At 38.3% G+C, this 21,144-nt stretch carries 20 protein-coding genes and 1 pseudogene; 8 read left to right on the plus strand and 13 right to left on the minus strand.

Features of this window, described 5'->3' with window-relative positions; all coding sequences use genetic code 11:
- The first annotated feature begins 33 nt into the window (after positions 1-33).
- Positions 34-246 carry a sulfur carrier protein ThiS gene (thiS, locus tag H5968_RS08730; protein ID WP_096571076.1) on the plus strand — a complete coding sequence of 71 codons (213 nt, stop codon included), beginning with the start codon at positions 34-36 and terminating at the stop codon, positions 244-246.
- 142 nt (positions 247-388) lie between these two features.
- On the opposite strand, the gene H5968_RS08735 is transcribed toward thiS, so the two are convergent.
- Positions 389-1,663, minus strand: a complete 1,275-nt coding sequence (locus H5968_RS08735; RefSeq protein WP_187039634.1) for a glycosyltransferase family 4 protein — start codon at positions 1,661-1,663, stop codon at positions 389-391.
- A gap of 1,249 nt (positions 1,664-2,912) precedes the next feature.
- On the opposite strand from H5968_RS08735, the gene H5968_RS08740 reads away from it, so the two are divergent.
- Positions 2,913-3,872: a DUF1517 domain-containing protein gene (locus H5968_RS08740; protein WP_187039635.1), complete on the plus strand. Its 960-nt coding sequence runs from the start codon at positions 2,913-2,915 to the stop codon at positions 3,870-3,872.
- A gap of 71 nt (positions 3,873-3,943) precedes the next feature.
- Here H5968_RS08740 and H5968_RS08745 read toward each other — a convergent pair whose 3' ends face one another.
- The 3 genes from H5968_RS08745 to H5968_RS08755 form a co-directional block, all read right to left on the minus strand.
- Positions 3,944-5,815, minus strand: a complete 1,872-nt coding sequence (locus H5968_RS08745; protein WP_187039636.1) for a bifunctional serine/threonine-protein kinase/formylglycine-generating enzyme family protein — start codon at positions 5,813-5,815, stop codon at positions 3,944-3,946.
- Positions 5,816-6,525: 710 nt separating this feature from the next.
- Positions 6,526-7,257, minus strand: a complete 732-nt coding sequence (locus tag H5968_RS08750) for a DUF1995 family protein (RefSeq protein WP_096571084.1) — start codon at positions 7,255-7,257, stop codon at positions 6,526-6,528.
- A gap of 580 nt (positions 7,258-7,837) precedes the next feature.
- Positions 7,838-8,686: a M28 family peptidase gene (locus tag H5968_RS08755; RefSeq protein WP_187039637.1), complete on the minus strand. Its 849-nt coding sequence runs from the start codon at positions 8,684-8,686 to the stop codon at positions 7,838-7,840.
- A gap of 318 nt (positions 8,687-9,004) precedes the next feature.
- On the opposite strand from H5968_RS08755, the gene dnaK reads away from it, so the two are divergent.
- From dnaK to H5968_RS08770, 3 genes and pseudogenes are all read left to right on the plus strand, one after another.
- Positions 9,005-11,107: a molecular chaperone DnaK gene (dnaK, locus tag H5968_RS08760; RefSeq protein ID WP_187039638.1), complete on the plus strand. Its 2,103-nt coding sequence runs from the start codon at positions 9,005-9,007 to the stop codon at positions 11,105-11,107.
- Between the two features lie 143 nt (positions 11,108-11,250).
- On the plus strand, positions 11,251-12,246 hold the full coding sequence (locus tag H5968_RS08765; RefSeq protein WP_187039639.1) for a DnaJ C-terminal domain-containing protein: 996 nt from the start codon (positions 11,251-11,253) through the stop codon (positions 12,244-12,246).
- Positions 12,247-12,333: 87 nt separating this feature from the next.
- Positions 12,334-12,818, plus strand: a pseudogene (locus H5968_RS08770) (DUF29 domain-containing protein).
- 118 nt (positions 12,819-12,936) lie between these two features.
- On the opposite strand, the gene H5968_RS08775 reads toward H5968_RS08770, so the two are convergent.
- From H5968_RS08775 to H5968_RS08795, 5 genes are all read right to left on the minus strand, one after another.
- Positions 12,937-13,521 (minus strand): Uma2 family endonuclease, encoded by a 585-nt coding sequence (locus tag H5968_RS08775; protein WP_187039640.1) that lies wholly within the window; start codon positions 13,519-13,521, stop codon positions 12,937-12,939.
- 34 nt (positions 13,522-13,555) lie between these two features.
- A complete protein-coding gene (locus tag H5968_RS08780; RefSeq protein ID WP_187039641.1) occupies positions 13,556-13,966 on the minus strand; it encodes a type II toxin-antitoxin system VapC family toxin in 411 nt (136 codons plus the stop codon).
- A gap of 2 nt (positions 13,967-13,968) precedes the next feature.
- Complete coding sequence (locus H5968_RS08785; RefSeq protein WP_187039642.1) at positions 13,969-14,262, minus strand: hypothetical protein; 294 nt, start codon at positions 14,260-14,262, stop codon at positions 13,969-13,971.
- Between the two features lie 245 nt (positions 14,263-14,507).
- Complete coding sequence (locus H5968_RS08790; RefSeq protein WP_370569759.1) at positions 14,508-14,768, minus strand: type II toxin-antitoxin system RelE/ParE family toxin; 261 nt, start codon at positions 14,766-14,768, stop codon at positions 14,508-14,510.
- 56 nt (positions 14,769-14,824) lie between these two features.
- Positions 14,825-15,184 (minus strand): type II toxin-antitoxin system Phd/YefM family antitoxin, encoded by a 360-nt coding sequence (locus H5968_RS08795; RefSeq protein ID WP_187039643.1) that lies wholly within the window; start codon positions 15,182-15,184, stop codon positions 14,825-14,827.
- Positions 15,185-15,300: 116 nt separating this feature from the next.
- On the opposite strand from H5968_RS08795, the gene H5968_RS08800 reads away from it, so the two are divergent.
- From H5968_RS08800 to H5968_RS08810, 3 genes are all read left to right on the plus strand, one after another.
- Positions 15,301-15,999 carry a Uma2 family endonuclease gene (locus tag H5968_RS08800; RefSeq protein ID WP_187039644.1) on the plus strand — a complete coding sequence of 233 codons (699 nt, stop codon included), beginning with the start codon at positions 15,301-15,303 and terminating at the stop codon, positions 15,997-15,999.
- Positions 16,000-16,113: 114 nt separating this feature from the next.
- Complete coding sequence (locus H5968_RS08805) at positions 16,114-16,656, plus strand: J domain-containing protein (protein ID WP_187039645.1); 543 nt, start codon at positions 16,114-16,116, stop codon at positions 16,654-16,656.
- A 37-nt stretch (positions 16,657-16,693) separates the two neighbouring features.
- Positions 16,694-16,960: a DUF3143 domain-containing protein gene (locus H5968_RS08810; protein WP_096571093.1), complete on the plus strand. Its 267-nt coding sequence runs from the start codon at positions 16,694-16,696 to the stop codon at positions 16,958-16,960.
- A gap of 558 nt (positions 16,961-17,518) precedes the next feature.
- On the opposite strand, the gene H5968_RS08815 is transcribed toward H5968_RS08810, so the two are convergent.
- From H5968_RS08815 to lysA, 4 genes are all read right to left on the minus strand, one after another.
- Complete coding sequence (locus tag H5968_RS08815) at positions 17,519-17,680, minus strand: DUF29 family protein (RefSeq protein WP_255427087.1); 162 nt, start codon at positions 17,678-17,680, stop codon at positions 17,519-17,521.
- Between the two features lie 46 nt (positions 17,681-17,726).
- Positions 17,727-18,476, minus strand: coding sequence for an isoprenyl transferase (locus H5968_RS08820; protein WP_096571097.1), 750 nt, complete (start codon positions 18,474-18,476; stop codon positions 17,727-17,729).
- Positions 18,473-19,411: a diadenylate cyclase CdaA gene (gene cdaA, locus H5968_RS08825; protein WP_096571099.1), complete on the minus strand. Its 939-nt coding sequence runs from the start codon at positions 19,409-19,411 to the stop codon at positions 18,473-18,475. Before cdaA ends, H5968_RS08820 begins: the two co-directional genes overlap by 4 nt.
- Positions 19,412-19,527: 116 nt before the next feature.
- A complete protein-coding gene (gene lysA, locus H5968_RS08830) occupies positions 19,528-20,919 on the minus strand; it encodes a diaminopimelate decarboxylase (protein WP_187039646.1) in 1,392 nt (463 codons plus the stop codon).
- Between the last annotated feature and the right edge of the window lie 225 nt (positions 20,920-21,144).

Raw genomic sequence — 21,144 nt, forward strand, 5'->3', positions numbered from 1 at the left:
GAAGATGAATAACGTAATTACCAATTACGAATTATGTCTAATCAAATTAGTTTACAAGTGAACGGGGAAACACGCAGTTGTTTATCCCCAACGCTTTTACCAGAATTACTTCAGCAGTTGGGTTTTAATCCCCGCTTGGTAGCGGTGGAGTATAATGGTGAAATTTTACACCGTCAGTTTTGGACAGAAACTCAAATTAAAGATGGCGATCGCCTAGAAGTTGTTACCATCGTCGGTGGAGGATAGAAGAGGTTACAGGTGACAGGTGACAGGTGACAGCAAAGAGGCAGGGGAGATGGGGAGATGGAGAGGAAAAGATTTTTCCCAGTCACCAGTCACCAGTCACCAGTCACCAGTCACCAATTACCAATTACCAATTACCAATTACCTAATTTAATAGACAAGAATAACGAGATTCAGGATTATATAACCAGCGGTGATAGGTTTTGCGTTTGGCTAATTCTTGTCCTTGACGACCGAGTTTTTCCCGCAGTTGTTGGTCTTGACATAATCTTTTGAAAGCTTGTAAAACTTCATAACCAGAATTGGGATCTACCAACAGGCCATTTTCTTCATGGTGGACTGCATCCAAAATACTCCCTAAGCGAGAGGCGATTACAGGTTTACCAAAGTATCCTGCTTCTAAATGGACTATTTCAAAATTATCAAAATTATCAAAATTATCTATGTTTCTGGCTTTGTCTTCCTGTAAATTTAGCATGGCGAAAATGTCACAGGCTGCATAATAACTGGCTAATTCCCGTTCTGGTACATTCCCAGCAAAATGCACTCTTTTATTCACCCGCAAACGCTGACATTGGGATTTTAGTTGTTGTTCACAAAGTCCTATTCCGCAAATTATGTAATGAACATCTACGCCAATAGTTAATAGTAAAGGAATGTTATCTATTACTTTGTCAAAGTTTTTATTTTTAATTAATTTACCGACAGAAAGAATGACAATTGCTGTTTCAGAAATGTTGTAAGTTTGACGTAAGCGGATACGTAAATCATCCAGATGACTGAGATTGCTAGGAGTACCAAACTTTTCTAGTCTTACTATTGGGTTAATGACATGAGTAGGAGTATCTAAGCGAAAAATATTTCTTAAAGTTTCTCTAATATAAGAATTGTTACAAACAATTCCTTCGGCTCTTTTGAGGGTAATTTTCAATAAAAATCGCCATAAAGGATGACGGGAAATATCAACCAAATCATTACCGTGGAGGTAGATAAAAAAGCGAATCGGTAAGATATAACTGAGTAATAACAAAGCTGGAAAATCGTAGCCGTGACACCATTCGATGTAACGGTAATGATAGCGAAAATATAATCTTATGGCTAGTAATAATGAGCAAACAAAGTTAAAAAAATTGAATAATGGCTTGATTATAATGCTCAAAAAATTACCACCAAATAAACTCAGCCAAAGACTCAAGTTAGTCCAACGATAAACAGGAAACTGTTGTGATGTATCAAATATTTTATCTCCACAGCAACCAGCAGCCAGTACAATTACTCTGTCTGGATCTTGTAAACAACGATTATAAATATATTCTCCAATGACAGCTTCTTGGGGATGAAAGATGCGGGAGATAACTAAAATATCTGGACAAGCAGTTTTCTCCCTAATTTGTGTTCCTAGTTGTGAAATATGTTCCATAATTCAGGTTGATAAATAAGCTGCAAATTTTTAAACTACAGTAGGGAACTTTTAACAGGGAACAGGGTTAAAAGCATCTAATTAATAATGTATTTAAACTTTAAGAAGTATGAAAATAGTCTCATCAATCTGTAAAGTAAACTTGATCGTGTTTAGAGATTGATTGGGAGCATTCCAAATGTGTAAATTTATTTTTATCTAGGGAAATAAAATGCTCCAAGACTTGATATGATTGAACTGCAAAGGAGACAAAGGTAAGAGATTGTGAGAGATTGTGAGAGATTGTGAGAGATTTTTTAGTGTTGCTGCGTTCATTTGGTCAAAACTGGGATGCTCCTGATTGATTTTGCAAATTGTAGCTACAAAACTTGGTTCAATATATTCATGCCATAATTTTTAATCAATATTGATTATCCCCATTTGCTCAAAAATTGGTATCAAACATTTGTTTCTTGTCTACCAATTTCTTACCAAAGGAGGATTTTTAACATGATTATTTTGACTTGATGAAATAAAGCTAGAGTTTCTCGTTGATATGCTCCAGTAATTGTATAGCGCCTGCTGGAAAAATTAAATCTAGCTGATACTTAGTAGATTAGCTTGAATTTTGCCAAAATTCATGCCAAAATGCCAAAAAGTCATGAATAAATGATACTTTGAATTATGCTTTTTCTATCAAAATGATGATTTAAATCCCATAATATTTTGTAATTCCTCATAGTTAATACTATTATTTATTGTGTTGGATAGATTACAAGTATGAAAACGAAAACTATCAATAAATAGGTTGTCATTTTCTTTGATTAATACTGGTGTAATTTTACCAAGCTTTCTCAAGGTAATAGCTGATTACTGATAGCTAATTACTGATAACTGATTACTTAAACCTCCTTACCAATATGTGCTGAACATAGGTTATTGATCCGGAAAAAATTTATTCACTATCAAAAATAATTTAACCGAGAGGTTGTTATACCTAAGTTAAAATTATTGCTGTTAAGTATGTCATGCTCCAGAGAAGGTAATAATTAATTGATTCCAAAGTTTTGCACTGGTACAGATATTTTGCGGTACGGTTATCAACCAAGGAATCTTCGCTGTCTTCCCTGCCAAGTAGTGTGCATTCACGGTAGATTAAAGATATGGCTGACAATCCCTGCGGCAGATTGTGGTGATTATGTTCTACCTTGTCTGAATCCTAGCAATAGGAGAAAAATCTTAAAAATATTGTTTTTTGGTAGCTTGCTTTATGCAAAAAAAATTACAACGAATCCTCAAACCCCTGTTAAAAATTTCTTTTGTCCTGGGTCTGGTTTTAGCTTTAGCATTGGGTAATGCTGATGGTGCTTTAGCTGCACGCAGTGGTGGACGTATTGGCGGCGGTTCGTTTAGAATGCCATCAAGCAGGACTTACACACCTCGTACATACTCACCTCCTGGGGGTGGGGGATATTATCCTGGTGGTGGTTTTGGTTTTCCTTTTCTGATACCTTTTTGGGGTATTGGTGGTGGTTTTGGTGGACTGTTCACAATTTTGATTTTCTTTGCGATCGCTAACTTTTTAGTCCAAACTTTCCGTCGTGTCACCAGTGGAGATACTGAAGAAGTAACTTATAGCAGTAACCCCAATGTTTCTATCACTCGGTTACAAGTTGGTTTATTAGCACAAGCTAGAGGTTTACAAAGCGAACTTAACCAAATAGCTGAAAAAGCTGATACCAACACTCCAGAAGGAAGAGCAGAAATTTTACAAGAAGCAAGTTTAGCTTTGCTGCGTCATCCTGAATATTGGGTTTATGCTGGTGGTGGTACACAACAAGCTAAGTTAAACGCGGCTGAATCTCAATTTAACCGTTTATCCTTGGCTGAACGTAGCAAATTTAGCGAAGAAACTCTTTCTAATGTCAACAATCAGTTAAAATCTGTTTTGGCTAAAGAATTACCCGGTAATGTGGATAGCCCTACCCGTTTAATTAGTGAAGGTCCAGGAGAGTATATTATTGTCACCTTATTAGCTGCAACCTTGGGTAAATGGGACATTCCCCAAATTAATAGCGCCGACGACTTACGTCAAGCTTTACGACAAGTTGGTAGTCTTCCCGGTGAGCAAGTTTTAGCTATTGAAGTGTTGTGGACTCCCCAAGCAGAAGGTGATACTTTGACTTCTGATGATTTGTTTGCTGAATATCCTGATTTAAAGCTGGTTTAGTCAACCTATACTCACAAAGTAAAATGTAGGGGTTTAGCAATGCTAAACCCCTATCTCATTATTGTTGACATTTAAACTTCAGCGGAAAACACCACCCGAAAACCCGACATTCTTAAACCACTTTCCGCTTCATTCCAACTGCGACTAGCACTGCGACAAAGTTCCGCGCTAAAATTCCAAGCACCACCGCGCAAAACCCGACGATGGATATCACCACCAATATCCCAGACACTACCATTTACAGGTGCGCCATGATAATTATTATGCCAAGGATCTGCACACCATTCCCAAACTAACCCGTGCATATCATACAACCCAAAGGCATTTGCTATATCCAAACTGCCTACATCTGTTATTTTGTTGTAGAAATTACTTTTGGGTTCAATTGCATAAATTTCACTACCGTTACAATTAATTAAATCAGAAGTTACTGTTTCCCCAAAATGAAAAGATGTGGTAGTTCCTGCACGACAAGCATACTCCCATTCTGCTTCACTCGGTAAACGATAATTTCTTCCTGTTTTCAGCGACAACCGCAAACAAAATTCTATTGCTTCATACCAAGAAACGTTTTCTATCGGTAAATTTGCACCTTTAAATTTTGCTGGGTTGGGATTTAAATCTTGAGTAACTGTGGGTAATGCTGCTACCGCTTTCCATTGTGCTTGAGTAATGGGATATTTCCCTATATAAAAAGGTTCTATTTTCACTCGATGTTGGGGATGTTCATCCGCATTACCTTCAAATTCTGGTGAACCCATTAAAAAACTACCACTAGGAATTGATACCATTTCTAAGGTGACGTTTCTATTCAATTCTTCTGCGAAAAATTGTGACTTTCCTCTGTCTCGGTAAAGTTCTCTCCCTCCTGTATCTACAGTAATAATCTCAAAATCAAATGTTTCTAAATCTGGAACAGGAACAATAATTTTTTGTTGTTTTGTAGGTGTTTCGATAATAGGGGCAAATTTTAACTCTATCGGTGTTGATGATTCGATGTTTAAATAATTTGGGAAATTATTTGGGAAATCATGTTTTAAATCATGTAACACTTCTATTGCTGACTGATATCTATCACTAGGAAAATGTTGTAGCAAATGATCTAAAATGTATGTTAATTCTTCACTAATAGTAATCCCTTTTTCTTGTAAACGTTGTTTCCATAACCATTTTGCATTCATCGGATCATACAGAGGATCTTTCAATCCATAGGTATGTTGCATGGGTAAATCTTGAGTTAATAATCTCACACAAGTTACACCCAAAGCATATAAGTCACTTCCATGACAAGCAAAACCTGCCATTTGTTCTGTGGGTGCATATCCTAATGTATAAATAGCTGTTGCTTGTCTAGCTATACTTGTTTGGGTGACTTGTTTTGCACCACCAAAGTCAATTAATACAGGTTTTTGGTCTGCATTTCTTCTAATAATATTCTCTGGTTTAATATCCCGATGGATAACGTTTTTTTTGTGAATAAAATCAATAACTGGTAATAAGTCTATTAGCAGTTGACGCACTTCTTTCTCAGTATACGTCTTTTCTTTGACTTCTTCTAGGAGTGTTTTCCCAATAATAAATTCCTGCACTAAATACAAACTTGAACCTTGTTCAAAGTAAGCTAATAAACGGGGAATTTGCGGATGGTTTTCTCCTAGTTCATACAACCGAAAAGCCTCTTCTTTGAAAAATTCTGCGGCTTTTGCTCGTTGTCCTGTTCCCTGCACTTGGGGGAAAAATTGCTTAATAACGCAAGGTGCGTCTAGTCTGTCTACATCTTCTGCTGCGTAAGTTTTGCTAAACCCACCTTCACCTAATAACCGCAAAACACGGTAACGGTTTCTGAGGATTTCACCAAATTTATCATGTCCACAAACGATGCAAAACTTACTGTAGTTGGGGTTGAAGGGGTTGGAACAATTGGGATTTTGGCAAATTTGCATGGCTGAGGGGAAGATAGCATTTTTTCCAAATTCAGCCCCAATATTTAATTAGTTATTAGTTATCACTTATTCATTTATCAGCAGTAATCAAAAAGGGTTATATATGGGCGCACAGATTTCAATTATAAGATAAAGATTAGAATAATTTTGATAATTTGTCAATGGTTTTTTAATTGTTTTTTGGTAGCTTTATATCATATTTTTGTCCTGTAAATAGTTATATAATGTCTGGTTGAACACTTATCATATCTGTGGAGGCTGGTAATTGGTAATTGTTAATTGGTAATTGGTAATGGAACACCTACATGGTAAGTGATTGGGCAGACATAATATTATTTACTATGCTAATTTACTATGCTGATTTTATATTTATAAACCAATAACCTGTGTAGAGAGGCTGTATACAACATCTGTGAATACCACATCTCTACCTTTACCTTTGCCATTTTCCCGTAGGTTGGGTTGAACGAAGTGAAACCCAACTTACAGCGATTTTCAGGTAAATGAACCACATTTTTTAATCTCACGCAAAGACGCAAAGGCGCAAAGGAAGAAAGGAAGATAACAAGAAGGATGTGGTACAAATACATGAAAACTGCTGTAAACTCAACGTATTTGTTGGGTTTCGTTCCTCAACCCAACCTACAAATCAAGATATTTTTGATTTTGGCGAAAGTATTGTCTACATTAAGTTGTAAATTGGCGGAAACCTAACTACTCAACGCCTTGATAAACCGCTGCAAACTCTTAAACACACTGGGTTTTTTCGCGGGTGTTCCGTCAGTGGTTTGTGGTTGTTCTTTCATCAGGATCATGTCTATTTCATCACCTGATGGTTTTTTAGGTAATTCAGCTATTTTTTGATATTCGCCTGCGGTTTCTAACCACACTTCCCAATCTCCAGGATAGCAGCGCATAAGGGCGCTTTCATCATCGACAGGACGCAGATAATAGCAAGATTCAATGGTACTAATGAAACGTTTGCGGGTTTCTCGCGCTGCATAACCTATACCCACTGTACCGGAGTCTTCCAGACGGGGGTTTAACATGACAAAGGGGCGTTCACCAATTAATTCACAAAGTTTTTCTAGTTGGGGTACTTCTACGGAAGTAGGGGCGATAAACAGGAAAATTTCATCTTCTGGCTGAATTTTTGCTTCTAGGGAAGCAGTTCTTCCTGTACCGATATCTAAAATTTTAAATGGTACATCTGCCCAGTCTCGACAGGCTAAAGCGGCTGCACCAGCATCTGCAAAGAAGACTTTAAGACCAGATTCATATTCAGCGAATACAGGGAGAAATTGTTCTGCAACTGGCATAAATTTGAGTTCTGGGAACAGTAACTCAACTTGAATGCGAGTGATACCATCAGCTAAAGCCGATTTTACCGCTTCACGAGATTGAGCGATCGCATCTTCTAGGGTTTTGGGTAGTTCAGCCATAATTTACAGAAGTACGTTTTTTCATCAATTATTAAGAATAACTCGAAAACTCTAATTCATTTTGTAGGCGTAAGTAAAAGACGGAAGTAAAATGTAAGCTGTTGTGCATTTAATTTATATAAGTGGAACAGGCATCTTGCCTGTTAAACAAGAGTTTAGAATATTAGGATTATACAATTTAGCTGTGTAACAGCTTAGTAATGTGAAATTGTGGTTAGGTGATGCAGAATTAGCCTTTCAATCACGTTAATAAAGTTCAATTTTGTGAAGAATTCGGGGATATTTTTCAGGAGTATCCCAAATATATAAGTTTATTTTTTGCCTGATTTAAAGACGTGAAATGAACAAACCACCTTAACTGAAGTGTTCCCGCAAGGTAGGACAAAAAGGATACGAAGGGAAGAGAGAAAAATAGAGTTTTTGGTGTTGCTGGGGTTATTTTCTAAAAATTGGGATGTTCCCTATTTTTCACTATCAACCAGATCGCCTTCCTGAAAAATGATCTAATAATATACCAGGCTTTGGCTGTAAATTTTCCAAAAGAAATCGGCTATTTTTCTGTTTAAACTTTTATTCAAATTTACAAACACCTAATACCGCTTTCCAAACCTTCACAAACACCAACAAGAAAATCTAAATCCAAACTAGCAATAGTATCACTCGGTTTGTGATAATTAGGATTTCGCATAAATGCCGTATCTGTCACCATAATTGCTGGATAACCTTGATCCCAAAAAGGTGCATGATCACTTAGTCGAGTTTGGGGAACTAATAAACCCCGATTTGGTACTGGTAGTAACTGACAAGGTAAACCCGATTTACTAATAGCACTACGGATATTGACTAAATCTCCTAAAGTCAGTAAATTGCCAATTAAACCAATAAAATCTCCAGTATTGGGGTACAATCTATCTAAAAAAGCTGGATATCTTTGCGAACCAGGTCTGCAATCCCGATATCCTAACATTTCCAAAGAAATCATTAAACGTAGACGTTGCTTTTGTTGGTGTAATAAAGCAGCATAGTCAGCACTACCTAACAAACCATATTCTTCCATATCAAAAGCAACCAAGCGCAAAGGATATCTAGCAGGTGCTTGGGTAAAAATTCTGGCAAATTCTAACAAAACTGCCACCCCAGTAGCATTATCATCAGCGGCTACAGTACCAGGTACACCATCATAATGAGCGCCCACCAAAATCGGAGGAAAATCAAGCTTTTGTCTTTCCTCTTGAGCAGGTAAATTTAAAATCAGGTTATTACAACTTTTACTCCCCACTTTAAAGGTGTGGATTTCCACACTTCCCCATTGTCCTAATTGCTGACGGATGTATTCTTGAACAAAGAAATGTCCCGCACTGGCCATATAAGGATCGCGTTCCCGTGCTATTTCTTGCAGATGATTGAGTAATCTTTGTTTTAAAGTCAAGATGGTGATTGGTGACTGGTGACTGGTGACTGGTGATTGGTGATTGGGAAAGAAAATTATTAATTTTGTATGAGTGCCTTTTGCCTTCTGTTCCCTGTTCCCTGTTCCCTGTTCCCTTTCTGCAAATGCTATCCTATGTTTGGCAAGTGACAGGTTAAGCTACAATTTCTCTAAATTATCTAAATTATTGAATTTATGGAATTAATGATGATAATTATACCATTGGGCGGTTTTTAACATCTGGTTGCAAGCGGAAAATATGCCTCCCAATCATAATATATAGATGTAGTCAAACACGCAGCAGGAGAAGAGTAACGCATGGGCAAGGTAGTCGGCATCGACTTGGGTACAACCAACTCAGTAGTCGCCGTGATGGAGGGTGGCAAGCCGGTGGTGATTGCCAATGCTGAAGGTATGCGAACCACCCCTTCTGTTGTCGGCTTCAGCAAGGAAGGCGAAAGGGTGGTAGGGCAAATGGCCAGACGGCAAACTGTGCTGAATCCCCAAAATACTTTTTTTGCAGTTAAACGCTTCCTTGGGCGCAGGTATGCTGAACTTAACCCGGATTCCAAGCGCGTACCCTACACCATTCGTAAGGATGAAATGGGCAGTATTAAAGTTGCCTGTCCGCGATTAAATAAAGAATTTGCCCCGGAAGAAATTTCAGCAATGGTGCTGAAGAAATTGGCGGCTGACGCTAGTCGTTATTTGGGTGAACCTGTTACGGGGGCTGTAATTACAGTACCTGCTTATTTTAATGATTCTCAACGTCAAGCTACCCGCGACGCTGGCAGAATCGCAGGTTTAGAAGTGCTACGTATTCTTAATGAACCTACCGCCGCTTCCCTAGCCTACGGATTAGAAAGAGGCGATGTAGAAACCATCCTGGTTTTTGACTTGGGTGGTGGTACTTTTGATGTTTCCATTCTAGAAGTAGGTGACGGAGTTTTTGAAGTTAAAGCTACCAGTGGAGATACTCAGTTAGGTGGTAATGATTTTGACAAAAAAATAGTTGATTGGTTGGCGGAGCAGTTTTTAGAAGCAGAAGGAGTAGATTTAAGACGCGATCGCCAGGCTTTACAACGGTTAATGGAAGCCGCAGAAAAAGCCAAAATTGAACTTTCTGCGGTCAGCGTTACCGATATTAACCTACCCTTTATCACTGCTACCGAGGACGGACCAAAACATTTAGAAACTCGCCTCACCCGTTCCCAGTTTGAAGGTTTATGTGCTGACTTAATCAGTCGTATTCGTAACCCAGTCAAACGGGCGTTAAAAGATGCCGGACTATCACCTGTAGATATTGAAGAAGTTGTATTAGTAGGTGGTTCAACCAGAATGCCAATGGTGAAACAGCTAGTACAGGATTTAATTGGCATTGAAGCCAGCGAAAACGTCAACCCTGATGAAGTGGTGGCCGTAGGTGCAGCTATTCAAGCAGGTATTCTGGCAGGAGAAACAAAGGATGTCCTGTTATTAGATGTCACACCCTTATCCTTGGGTTTAGAAACCATAGGTGGTGTGATGAAAAAACTCATTCCCCGCAATACCACCATCCCCGTCAGACGATCTGATATCTTTTCTACATCGGAAAATAACCAAAACAGTGTAGAAATTCACGTAGTCCAAGGGGAAAGGGAAATGGCAGCAGATAACAAATCCTTGGGACGTTTCAAACTGTATGGTATTCCCCCAGCACCTAGAGGTATACCGCAAATTCAAGTAGCTTTTGATATAGATGCCAACGGTATTTTACAGGTAACAGCATTAGATCGAACAACTGGCCGAGAACAGAGTATTACTATTCAAGGTGCTTCTACTTTGAGTGAATCAGAAATTAACAGAATGATTCAAGATGCTCAGAAATATGCTGATATTGACCGGGAACGGAAAGAAAGAGTAGAAAAACGGACTCGTTCCGAAGCTTTAATTTTACAAGCAGAAAGACAACTGCGGGAAGTAGCCTTAGAAATGGGAATGCAGTTTGCCCGCAACCGTCGTCAACGCATTGACAATATTTGCCGGGAACTGCGAGAAAGTTTAAAAGATGATGATGATCGGGGCATTGATCAGGCTTACTCAGACTTGCAAGATGCTCTCTATGAGCTAAATCGAGAAGTCCGTGAGTATTATGCTGAAGATGAAGACGAAGATTTATTTGGTGCGATTCGGGAAATCTTCACAGGTGATAAAGAACGGGAACGGGATTATTCTCCCAGAGAAAACTATCGAGAACGGGATTCTTATAACAGAAACTATGGTCGGGACTATGGTAAAGACTATGGTAGAGGCAATGGTAGGGACTATGGTAAAGACTATAGTCGAGAAAATCGATCTTCTTCCTATGATAACAGTCCTCCCCCCCGTCCCAGTCGTCCCAGCTATCAAGACAACTGGGATGATGATGATGATTGGCTGTAAATTTTAGATTCAGGAGTCAGGAGACAGAAGTCAGAAGTCAGAAGGCAGGAGAAATGAAAATTGTAACTTTTGTCTCTTCCTGTTCCCTGTTTCCTGTTCCCTATTCCCTGTTCCCACTGATAACTAATAACTGATAACTGACTATGCAAAACTTGCAAAATTTCCGCGATTATTACGAGATTTTGGGAGTCACAAAAGAAGCCTCTAGCGAAGAAATTAAAAAGGTTTATCGCAGGTTAGCAAGGCAATATCACCCTGATCTTAATCCTGGTGACAAGGAAGCAGAAGAAAAATTTAAGACTATTGGTGAGGCTTATGAAATTCTTTCCGATCCCAGCCGTCGATCGCAATATGATCAATTTAGCCGCTACTGGAAACAAAAAGGCTTTGCTGGTAGCAAACAGTCACCAAAACCAAAGGGTTGGGGAGATAGTCGCACCAACACCCGTACTAGTCAAGAGGTAGATCCCAGCGAGTTTCCTGATTTTGAAAGTTTTATTAATCAAGTCATAGGTGTTAGTAGTCGCAAAGAAACTAAAACTAATACTGGTAGTACAACTACTAGCGACCCGTTTCGCACTCCCAGAACCAAAGTTGCTTATACAGTTAACACCCCACCCCGTACCACTCGCAGGGATATCGAAGCAAGGTTAACTTTGCCACTGGAAAAAGCTTATCAAGGTGGTAATGAAAGAATACGTTTAGAAGATGGGCGATCGCTCGAAGTAACTATGCCACCTGCTATGGTTACGGGTCAAACTATCCGCTTGCGAAATCAAGGGATCGGCGGCGGTGATTTATACTTAAAAATTACTGTTGAAACCCATCCTTTATTTAAACTAGAAGGTGCTAATATCTTCTGTCAAATTCCTGTAACTCCCAGTGAAGCGGTTTTAGGCGGACAAGTGGAAGCACCCACTTTAGATGGTCCTGTAAAAATGACCATTCCTCCCGCAGTTAGATCCGGTCAAAGATTTAGATTAGCTAATAAAGGTTATCCCGCAGAAAGTGGAAAAAGAGGTGATCAATTAGTAGAAATTCAAATAGTGACACCGAAAAATATTACAGAGGAAGAAAGACAGCTTTATGAAAAATTGCGGGAAATTGAAAGTTTTAAACCCCGTGCGGATTTGATTTAATTAATAGTCATAATCAGGATTTCCAGGACACCCTTCGGGAAGTCAAAAGTCAAATCTGACTATGAAATTAATTAGTGAGGGCATATTATGAGTGTATCTCTCTATGAAAAAGACTTTAATTTATGGCTAGAATTAACAATTAAGCAATTAGAAAGCCATGAATTTACAGTTTTAGATACAGTAAATTTGATTGAGGAGTTAAAAGATTTGGGGAAAGCAGAAAAAAATGCTTTAGAGAGTAATTTAATGATTTTATTAGCCATTTATTAAAGCTAAAAATTCAAGCTGATGCCCCAGAAACAATGAAAAATAGTTGCTATAATTCGGTGATTGAACATCGTAAACTTATCAAAAAACAATTATCAAAAATGCCTTCATTGCAATCCTATCTACCCAAAGTTTTAGAAGATTCCTATGCAGATGGTAAGGATATTGCTATCAAAGAAGGAAAATTGGCATCTTTTGGAGTTCGTATTCCTGATGAATCTGAGTATCCTCATCTATGTCCTTTTACCATTGAGGAAATTTTAGATGATGAATTTTATGGATCATCTTTATCTGATGTTGATTAAGAATCTGATATTACGACAAAAAACTTTTGAAACAACCTCTCAGAATTAAGATTTCCATGATTTATTGATTAACAAGATGATCGTCATTTGTGGGTAAATGAACCACATTTTGATGAAATTATTCTTCTACGTTAAAGTCAACTTTATCGTAGATATCAGCTAACAAAATTTGACAGGGAATAGAGGCTAAATTTAAACTAGCTTCTGCATCTGCAAATTCAGAAAATACCCATTTATTATCACCAATTTTGCAGTATTGCTCAACGTGCATTGAGTATTGGTCAATTAAAATATATTCTTGAAAGGTAGGAATAGTGCGGTAAGCAGCAAATTTTTCATCTTTATCATAGCTTTTGGTGGAATTTGATAACACCTCGGCAATCATTAATGGGTTAGTAATAGTGTCTTTTCTTCCTTCTGCAAATACCAAGGGAGTTTGCACAACCATAATATCAGGATAAGTGTGAATGCGTCTGTTAGGAATCCACAGACGTTGATCAGTAACAAATACTTGATAAGGACGACGTTTGAGAAGATAGTTGAGAGTACCACTGAAATTCAGTGCAATTTGATTATGATTTGGTGTTCCGCCTGTCATCGGTATAATTAATCCATCAATATATTCGTGACGTATATCTGAATTTACTTCAAATTCTAAATATTCTTCCGGTGAATAGTAGCGTGTTTCTTGTGCAATAGTCATGATATTTCAACTCCCAAGATTTCAAGTTGTTGATTCATTCAAATAGTCTAGTAAACCCTTCTTGGGTAAAGTGTCTGTCATGAGTTAGTATTTCAGTAATGCCTAATTGCTTCATAGTTTGCATAGAAATACAATCTGTGAGGCTATATTCTTTGTCAGCACGTTGTTTATAAAGTTCAAGCCCTGCTAAAAATGTTTCATGAGTTTGGGGTATAATTTGCACATAATCATTGTGCAAAATATCTTGAACTCTATTAATAGCATTTTGCCTTGTTTTACTATCATAAGTTGAGAAGAAATTAAGAAACTCTGTTAACACTTCATCCGTTGTTACTAGATAAACTGAAACAAGGTTTTTACTATAATTTATTACGGTTAAATGCCATTCATCTTTAGGATTAAATAAGGCAACCCAGTAAAAAGTATCTACGAATAATGTTTTCATAATTATTGTTTGGGTTTACCATAAAGATAATGATCAATTTGTGCTGCACTATCTGTTGGTAATTGGGCAATAACTTCTTCTGGTAAATCTTGATTACATTCTTCAAATATTTCCCAAATTGGTTTACTTTTCTGTTGCTGTTCACCAGATTCTATGGTTAATTGATTAGCAGAATTAGACTCATTAGTTTGTTGATTTCTTCTGTTTTTAGCAAATAATAAAAAATCTAACAATTCTTCAATGAGATTTTCTGATGTTTGTTCTATTTCTCTGATTAGTTTTTCTTTAGGTGTCATATTTTTACCTCATTTCAGATTTTATTCATCTAGAGAATTAATACCCAAGGCCGCAAGTCGTTGGTTTATCCAAGCTGTAGCTGTGGTTTCGTCGGTTTCTATGGCTTTCTCTACTCCTATTGTAGCAATTTCTAGGAGTTGTTGGGACTGTTCTCTCTTTTCGAGAGATTCTTCAACTTTGTTTCTAATTTTTTTCTGTATTGTAAGAACGTTTTATGAAATGCCTCTACACAATTTTTAATTAATTATCTGTTTTCATCATCTGTATTTTCTTCATTATGAAAAATCCCTTCTATATCTTGCGAACCATGTAAAATCCTCACAATTTCAATACCTTCATTCATAGGACGGTAAAAAATTAGGTAACTTTTTACAGGGAAACTTCGCACATAAGCAGCTAGTTCAGGACGTTCTTTACCCATTTGTGGAAATTTGGCTAATTTAGGAAAAGTGGTTCTCAATGTGTCAAAAAGTTTATCAGCAGCTTTGGGGTTATTTTGCGCCACGTATTTTCATATATTCTCAATATCTCTTGCTGCTTGGGTAGAAATGCGAAATTGACTCATACAAAATCACTTTCAACCGCATTTTTCTGAACTCTGGCTTTAATATCTGCAAAAAAATCTGTTAATGATTCTTCATCGTATTCAGTGTACTCACCGTTTTCTAGTTGCTGAATACCAATATTAATTTCATTACGTAAAGCTGCTAATTTGAGCTTTTGCAGTTCTTCCTCAAGACCATGTATTCTATCTAACATCTGTTGAAATGCTTGTGCTTCTTGTACTACGACCTCAGCTTTACCATTAACAGTTAGTACAAGTGGTGATTTTGTGGATTTAATTTTTTCTACGTAGTCTTTAGCATTACGTTTGAAATCCGTAAGAGTTTGGATATTTTGCAGATTAATTCTAGTTTCCATCGCATCTAATCAAGTGCTTTATTTAGTATTTTATCAGATGCTCTCACAGGCGTTTACTACTGTCACCTACTATATTCTGTTAACCTAAAAATATAACCTTCCACCCAACCGCACCTATGACAGTCACCCAAGACACTGCACCAGATTTAGATGTATTATTTCCCATAGTTAATATAGAAAGTGACGAACCACCCTTGGAATCATCATTACATCTAGAACAAATGCTACTACTAATTAAATGTTTGAATTGGTGGTGGCAAGATTTAATTAAGTTTAATAACTATTTTATTGCTGGGAACATGAGTATTTATTACAGTCCTCAGCAGATCAAAACTAAAGACTTTCGGGGTCCAGATTTTTTCCTGGTGTTGGATACAGAAAACCGACCCCGTGATAGTTGGGTAGTTTGGCAAGAAGGCGGTAAATATCCTAACCTAATTATAGAATTGCTTTATCCTTCCACTGCAACAGATGACAGAACTGTAAAAAAACAAATTTATCAAGATATTTTTCGCACCCCGGAATATTTTTGGTTTGATCCCAAAACTTCAGAGTTTGCTGGTTTTATCTTACTTGGTGGAACTTATCAACCTATAGAACCCAACCCCCAAAGTTTATTGTGGAGTCAGCAGCTAGATTTATACTTGGGAGTTCATGAGGGAAAATTGCGTTATTTTACTGCCGAATGTCAGTTAATTATGACACCTGAAGAATACGGCATCCAAGCTAAAGAAGACGCTAAACAGGAAAAACAACGGGCTGAACGTTTAGCAGCTAAACTGAGAGAATTGAATATTGATCCTGATAGTTTGTAAAATCTAATTCTCATCATCATCAAATGTAATCCTGCTATTTTTTTAATGGACAGGTTCACCACCCAAGGGATTTAAAATAGAAAAAAACAGAGTTGATCAAAATAAATCAAAACCGTGAGTCAAACTGGGACACAACCACAAAGCAGTAACACTACAACATATTACACCCTATTAGGACTGCATCCCTCAGCGTCAGTCATAGATATACGTCGTGCGTATCGGGAACTGAGTAAACAGTATCATCCAGATACAACAGAATTACCTGATACCGTTGCTACTGAAAAATTTCGGGAAATTAACGAAGCTTACGCTACTCTCAGTCATCCAGAACGCCGTTTAAGTTATGATTTAAAGATTGGTTATTCTCGATTTGGTGTAATTCAAACACCAACGGATTTAAACCATCCAACCCATAAACCCCATGATTTTTCTAAATCAATGTACTTGGATGCAAGCGATCGCCCTTTATCATCGGGTGAAATCTTTGTATTATTTGTCTTGGGTTTAACCTTTGTTGGTTGTTTAGTTTTGGCGATCGCCATTGCTGTGTTGCGTGGTGAACCCTTACAAACCCAACTTACCCAACCCACCCCAACCACTCAACATCTAGTTTCCATGTTCCAAAATCACAACCCTCAACCAGCCGAATTTTTTTAATTTTTAATTTTTAATTTTTAATTTTTTTTAATTGCTTATGCTTCCCGCCAACACACCACTGTATAACCATCCCCTCCCACAAATTGAAAAATGGCTAAAAGAGCAAGGTTGTCAACAAGATGACACCGAGTTACATTGTTGGCGCGTGCAAAAACCAACTTGGCAAGCGGATCTATGGTTAGATATTGAACAAATCACCGTGAGATATATTAACGCTGGAGAAAATGGTCAAGATATCCAACGTTCCTTTAAATATTCTCTCAGTCGGGAAGATATTCAAGCAGCTGTTTTTTCTGGTCCATAAATCCAATTCCAGGATCGTTTTTACATCCCATACAAAGAAGGCAAAAGGCAAGAGTTTGGGCTATCTGTTATCCCCAAATTTTTCGATCCCACATTCTGCACCCCCCAGTGTCACAATCGGTAATTTCGGATTTTTGAAGACTTTTGAGGATAATTTTGATACAAAATTCTCTAAATTTTAGGTAGCGATCACCAATCTCAAATCCCCAAATGACCATTTTTCGTTGTGTGACAGTTTAGGGTGCGGAAGGTGGGTTCTAGTAATACAATTAAACGACTGCTATATAAAACCTAGACAAAACTAGACTTTACTTTCTACTTCAACGGGAGCATGGGAGCAGTTATCCCTCAGTAGACTTTCACGCCTTAGCCAGACGCGATTGTGTTCCAATTAAGTTTCTGAAAAAGACTACCACCATCATTGCTTGGTTTTCGCGTCGGCAATAGTCTCAATTCAATACTTGATATCACCGTATTATATATCAAGTAGTTGATTTTTTCCTAAAAATATATTGATTTTTGTCAATACAAGTATAGTTTTGTCTATGAAATTGTCAACTTAGGACTTGCTCAATAGTTCTCTTTTTTGCGAAGTTCCCAAAGCCTCTACTTCCTCAATCAGATTTTCAATATCCAAGGTTTCAAAATCCCGTGCTTTGAGCTTCGCAACAGTATCTTCAACCCAGAGTAAAATATCTTGATCATAGAGGGATAGTGTCATATTTAATTTTTCTCCCAAATCTTACTATTGAATATAGCATTACTTCCTAAACCTTCCCAAACCGCCGTTCTCGTTGTTGATAAGCACATAAAGCACGGTGAAATTCCTTTCTATCAAAATCTGGCCAGAGAGTATCAGTAATATAAATTTCACCATAGGCCATTTGCCAAAGTAAGAAATTAGATAAACGCATTTCTCCACTGGTGCGGATTAGCAAATCTGGATCAGCGATACCAGCTGTATATAAATGACTTTCAAATAACTGTTCAGAAATTTCATCTGGTTTTAATAAACCTTCCTCTACTTTTTGGGCGATCGCTCGACAAGCTTGTAAAATTTCCTGTCTACCGCCATAATTAGTAGCTACTGTAAACTTAATACTTTGATTATCCTTAGTTTCTGCCATAGAGCGAGAAATTTCTTCTTGTAGCGATTTTGGTAAAGCTTGTAAATTACCCACAAACTGAATCTGTACATTTTCTTCTACCATTTCCCGCAGTTCTTGACGCAGAACCCTTTGGAAAAGACTCATTAAAAACTCCACTTCTTCCTGTGGTCTTTTCCAGTTTTCCGTAGAAAAAGCGTAAGCAGTGAGAGCTTTAATACCCCAATCTTTACAACAGCGTAACAAATCCTTGAGGGCATCAACTCCCCGCTTATGCCCCATAATTCGAGGTAGACCTTGACGTTTAGCCCATCGACCATTGCCATCCATAATCACCGCAACGTGCTGGGGGAGTAATTCTCGTTTTAAATCAGAAGGCAAATATTGCAGTTCAGTATGTTGTGTAGTCATTTTTCGGTCTTATTTTTTTGGCGAGAAGCAGTCGATGGTAATCTAAGTAAACGTGAAACCAGTGCTAATGTTTGACCACCTAGTTGACGACCTAAACTGAAAAGACCAGGTGCTACAGCTTCTCGGTCTACAGTTGGCGAAAATCGTTCCTCTAAAGACTCTTTTAACTTTCTAATCGTCAGTGGTCTATATAAAGTTCCCCTTTCAGCTAAGGAAATAGAACCCGTTTCTTCTGATACAACGACACAAATGCAATTTTCGACACGCTCGGTAATTCCCATTGCTGCCCGATGGCGTGTACCCAACTGGCGTGAGGCTGTGCGTCCTGAAAGTGGTAAAATTATACCGGATGATACAATCCGCGAACCACGGATCAAAGTTGCCCCATCATGCAATAAAGTTTTAGGCTGAAAAATTGTCTGTATCAGTTCCTTAGACACCTCTGCATTTAACTTTACACCAGGTACAGAAAAATCTCGCTCATCCATTGGTCCGGTAGTTTCCAAAATCAGCAAAGCACCAATCCGATTTTTTGACAGTTCTTTCACAGCATCGACAATTTCATCAATCACGCTATCAGATTTAGGCACTGTCAAGCGGTTAGGTTGAAACAACTGCCGAAACTCACCCCGTCCCAATTGTTCCAAAAATCGGCGAAACTCTGACTGGAGTGCTACGGCCATAGCTACAGCACAACCAATTACTAACTTTTCCAAAACGAAATTGAGCAAAGGTAGTCCCAAATTCCCACTCAATGCTGAGGCCAGCATCAAGATTATAAATCCTCGCACCATCCATAGTATCCGGCGTTCACTAATAATCACCAGGATCATGTATGTCAACGCCAGCACTAAAAGAATATCCAGAGTCCCAAGCAGCAAGGACTGTGACCATCCCAGGTTTGTCGTCAGCCATTGCTTCCACCAATCTCTCATGACATCTGGATTCTAATAGTCATTAGTCATTAGTCATTAGTCATTAGTCATTAGTCATTAGTCATTAGTCATTAGTCATGATTCTTAGCTAATGACCAATGACCAAGAAAAAATAACTATTTCAATCTTTCAGGTAGGCAATCTTGGCGAATGATGTCTTGATAGGTTTCCCTTTGCAAAATTAAATTTGCTTCACCGTTAGCTACTAACACGGCAGCTGGTCGGGGTAGACGATTATAGTTAGATGCCATACTGTAATTGTATGCTCCAGTTGCCATAACTACGAGAACGTCGCCTGGTTCAGTTTTGGGAAGTGAGGCGTTTTTAATCAGAATATCTCCTGATTCGCAATGTTTACCCGCTACTGTGACTGTTTCTGTTAGAGGAGCAGACATTTTGTTAGCAACAACAGTCCGATAAACTGATTGATAGGTGATGGGGCGGGGATTATCTGACATTCCGCCGTCAATTGTCACATAAGTACGAATATCAGGAATTGTTTTAGCTGATCCAATAGTGTAGGCAGTAACGCAAGCTGTGGCAATGAGCGATCGCCCTGGTTCACACAGGAGTTTGGGGAGGGGCAAGTTTTCAGCAGCGCAAGCTTCTTGCACTACTTCACAAATCGCCTTTGACCATTCTTCAATGCTTGGGGGATCGTCTGATTCGGTGTACTTAATCCCTAAACCACCACCGACATTTAACTCTGTCAATTCTAAATTATATTTTGCTGCATCTCGCAACCACTGTACCATTACAGCAGCCAAATCTCTATGGGGTTGACGTTCAAAAATTTGCGAACCAATATGAGCGTGTACACCCACACAGTTTAAAGCGGGTTGTTTACTCACAAAGGCAAATACCTCTTCTAAATCATTAGGGTCAAAACCAAATTTACTATCTAAATGTCCGGTGCGAATATACTCATGGGTATGACATTCAATCCCCGGAGTTAACCGCAGCATAATACGGATGGCTGAATCTTTGGTTGCTAGTTCTACCAAAGTATGTAATTCATACCAGTTATCAACAACAATGGTACAACCTGATTCAATGGCTAAAGTTAGCTCATCACGGGATTTATTATTTCCGTGGAGGTAGATTTTCTCTGGACTCACACCAGCTTCTAAAGCTGTGTAAAGTTCACCACCAGATACTACATCTATTCCTAAACCTTCTGAAGCGACAATGGCGCAAACTGCTAAACAATTCCATGCTTTAGAGGCGTACAATACTTGAGATTCACCTTTGTAGTATTTTTTAAAGGTATCCCGGTATTGTTGGCAAGCTGTCCGCAAGGTTGTTTCATCCAAAATATATAAAGGTGAACCAAACTGCTGAACTAGCTTTGTGACATCACACCCACCGATTTCTAGAAAATCATCACGATTAACTCTAGCAGTCAAGGGTAGGAGTTGTTGATTAGGAGAAATATTTGTACTATCCTGGCTGGGAGATAGATATTGATTGCCAGAAGGTTGAACCTTGACGGGGTGAGTCGATACCATAACTAAATTAGAATTTGTCCTTGTTAAAATTACGAGCGTGAGTTAATATCCCGATTTTCAGTTTACTGCTTTATTGGTGATTGGTGACTGGTGATTGGTGACTGGTGACTGGTGACTGGTGACTGGTGACTGGTGACTGGTGACTGGTGACTGGTGACTGGTGACTGGTGACTGGTGACTGGTGACTGGTGACTGGTGACTGGTGACTGGTGACTGGTGACTGGG

It is taken from the genome of Sphaerospermopsis sp. LEGE 00249 (assembly GCF_014299995.1).
In the GTDB taxonomy this organism is placed as follows: domain Bacteria; phylum Cyanobacteriota; class Cyanobacteriia; order Cyanobacteriales; family Nostocaceae; genus Sphaerospermopsis; species Sphaerospermopsis kisseleviana.

Excerpts from the sequence above, each read along its gene's own strand:
- H5968_RS08820 (WP_096571097.1), bottom strand. The coding sequence starts at position 18,476 with ATGACTACACAACATACTGAACTGCAATATTTGCCTTCTGATTTAAAA.
- H5968_RS08780 (WP_187039641.1), bottom strand. The coding sequence starts at position 13,966 with ATGAAAACATTATTCGTAGATACTTTTTACTGGGTTGCCTTATTTAAT.
- dnaK (WP_187039638.1), top strand. The coding sequence starts at position 9,005 with ATGGGCAAGGTAGTCGGCATCGACTTGGGTACAACCAACTCAGTAGTC.
- H5968_RS08785 (WP_187039642.1), bottom strand. The coding sequence starts at position 14,262 with ATGACACCTAAAGAAAAACTAATCAGAGAAATAGAACAAACATCAGAA.
- cdaA (WP_096571099.1), bottom strand. The coding sequence starts at position 19,411 with ATGAGAGATTGGTGGAAGCAATGGCTGACGACAAACCTGGGATGGTCA.
- thiS (WP_096571076.1), top strand. The coding sequence starts at position 34 with ATGTCTAATCAAATTAGTTTACAAGTGAACGGGGAAACACGCAGTTGT.
- lysA (WP_187039646.1), bottom strand. The coding sequence starts at position 20,919 with ATGGTATCGACTCACCCCGTCAAGGTTCAACCTTCTGGCAATCAATAT.
- H5968_RS08775 (WP_187039640.1), bottom strand. The coding sequence starts at position 13,521 with ATGACTATTGCACAAGAAACACGCTACTATTCACCGGAAGAATATTTA.
- H5968_RS08745 (WP_187039636.1), bottom strand. The coding sequence starts at position 5,815 with ATGCAAATTTGCCAAAATCCCAATTGTTCCAACCCCTTCAACCCCAAC.
- H5968_RS08800 (WP_187039644.1), top strand. The coding sequence starts at position 15,301 with ATGACAGTCACCCAAGACACTGCACCAGATTTAGATGTATTATTTCCC.
- H5968_RS08740 (WP_187039635.1), top strand. The coding sequence starts at position 2,913 with ATGCAAAAAAAATTACAACGAATCCTCAAACCCCTGTTAAAAATTTCT.
- H5968_RS08735 (WP_187039634.1), bottom strand. The coding sequence starts at position 1,663 with ATGGAACATATTTCACAACTAGGAACACAAATTAGGGAGAAAACTGCT.
- H5968_RS08795 (WP_187039643.1), bottom strand. The coding sequence starts at position 15,184 with ATGGAAACTAGAATTAATCTGCAAAATATCCAAACTCTTACGGATTTC.
- H5968_RS08815 (WP_255427087.1), bottom strand. The coding sequence starts at position 17,680 with ATGACACTATCCCTCTATGATCAAGATATTTTACTCTGGGTTGAAGAT.
- H5968_RS08765 (WP_187039639.1), top strand. The coding sequence starts at position 11,251 with ATGCAAAACTTGCAAAATTTCCGCGATTATTACGAGATTTTGGGAGTC.
- H5968_RS08810 (WP_096571093.1), top strand. The coding sequence starts at position 16,694 with ATGCTTCCCGCCAACACACCACTGTATAACCATCCCCTCCCACAAATT.
- H5968_RS08750 (WP_096571084.1), bottom strand. The coding sequence starts at position 7,257 with ATGGCTGAACTACCCAAAACCCTAGAAGATGCGATCGCTCAATCTCGT.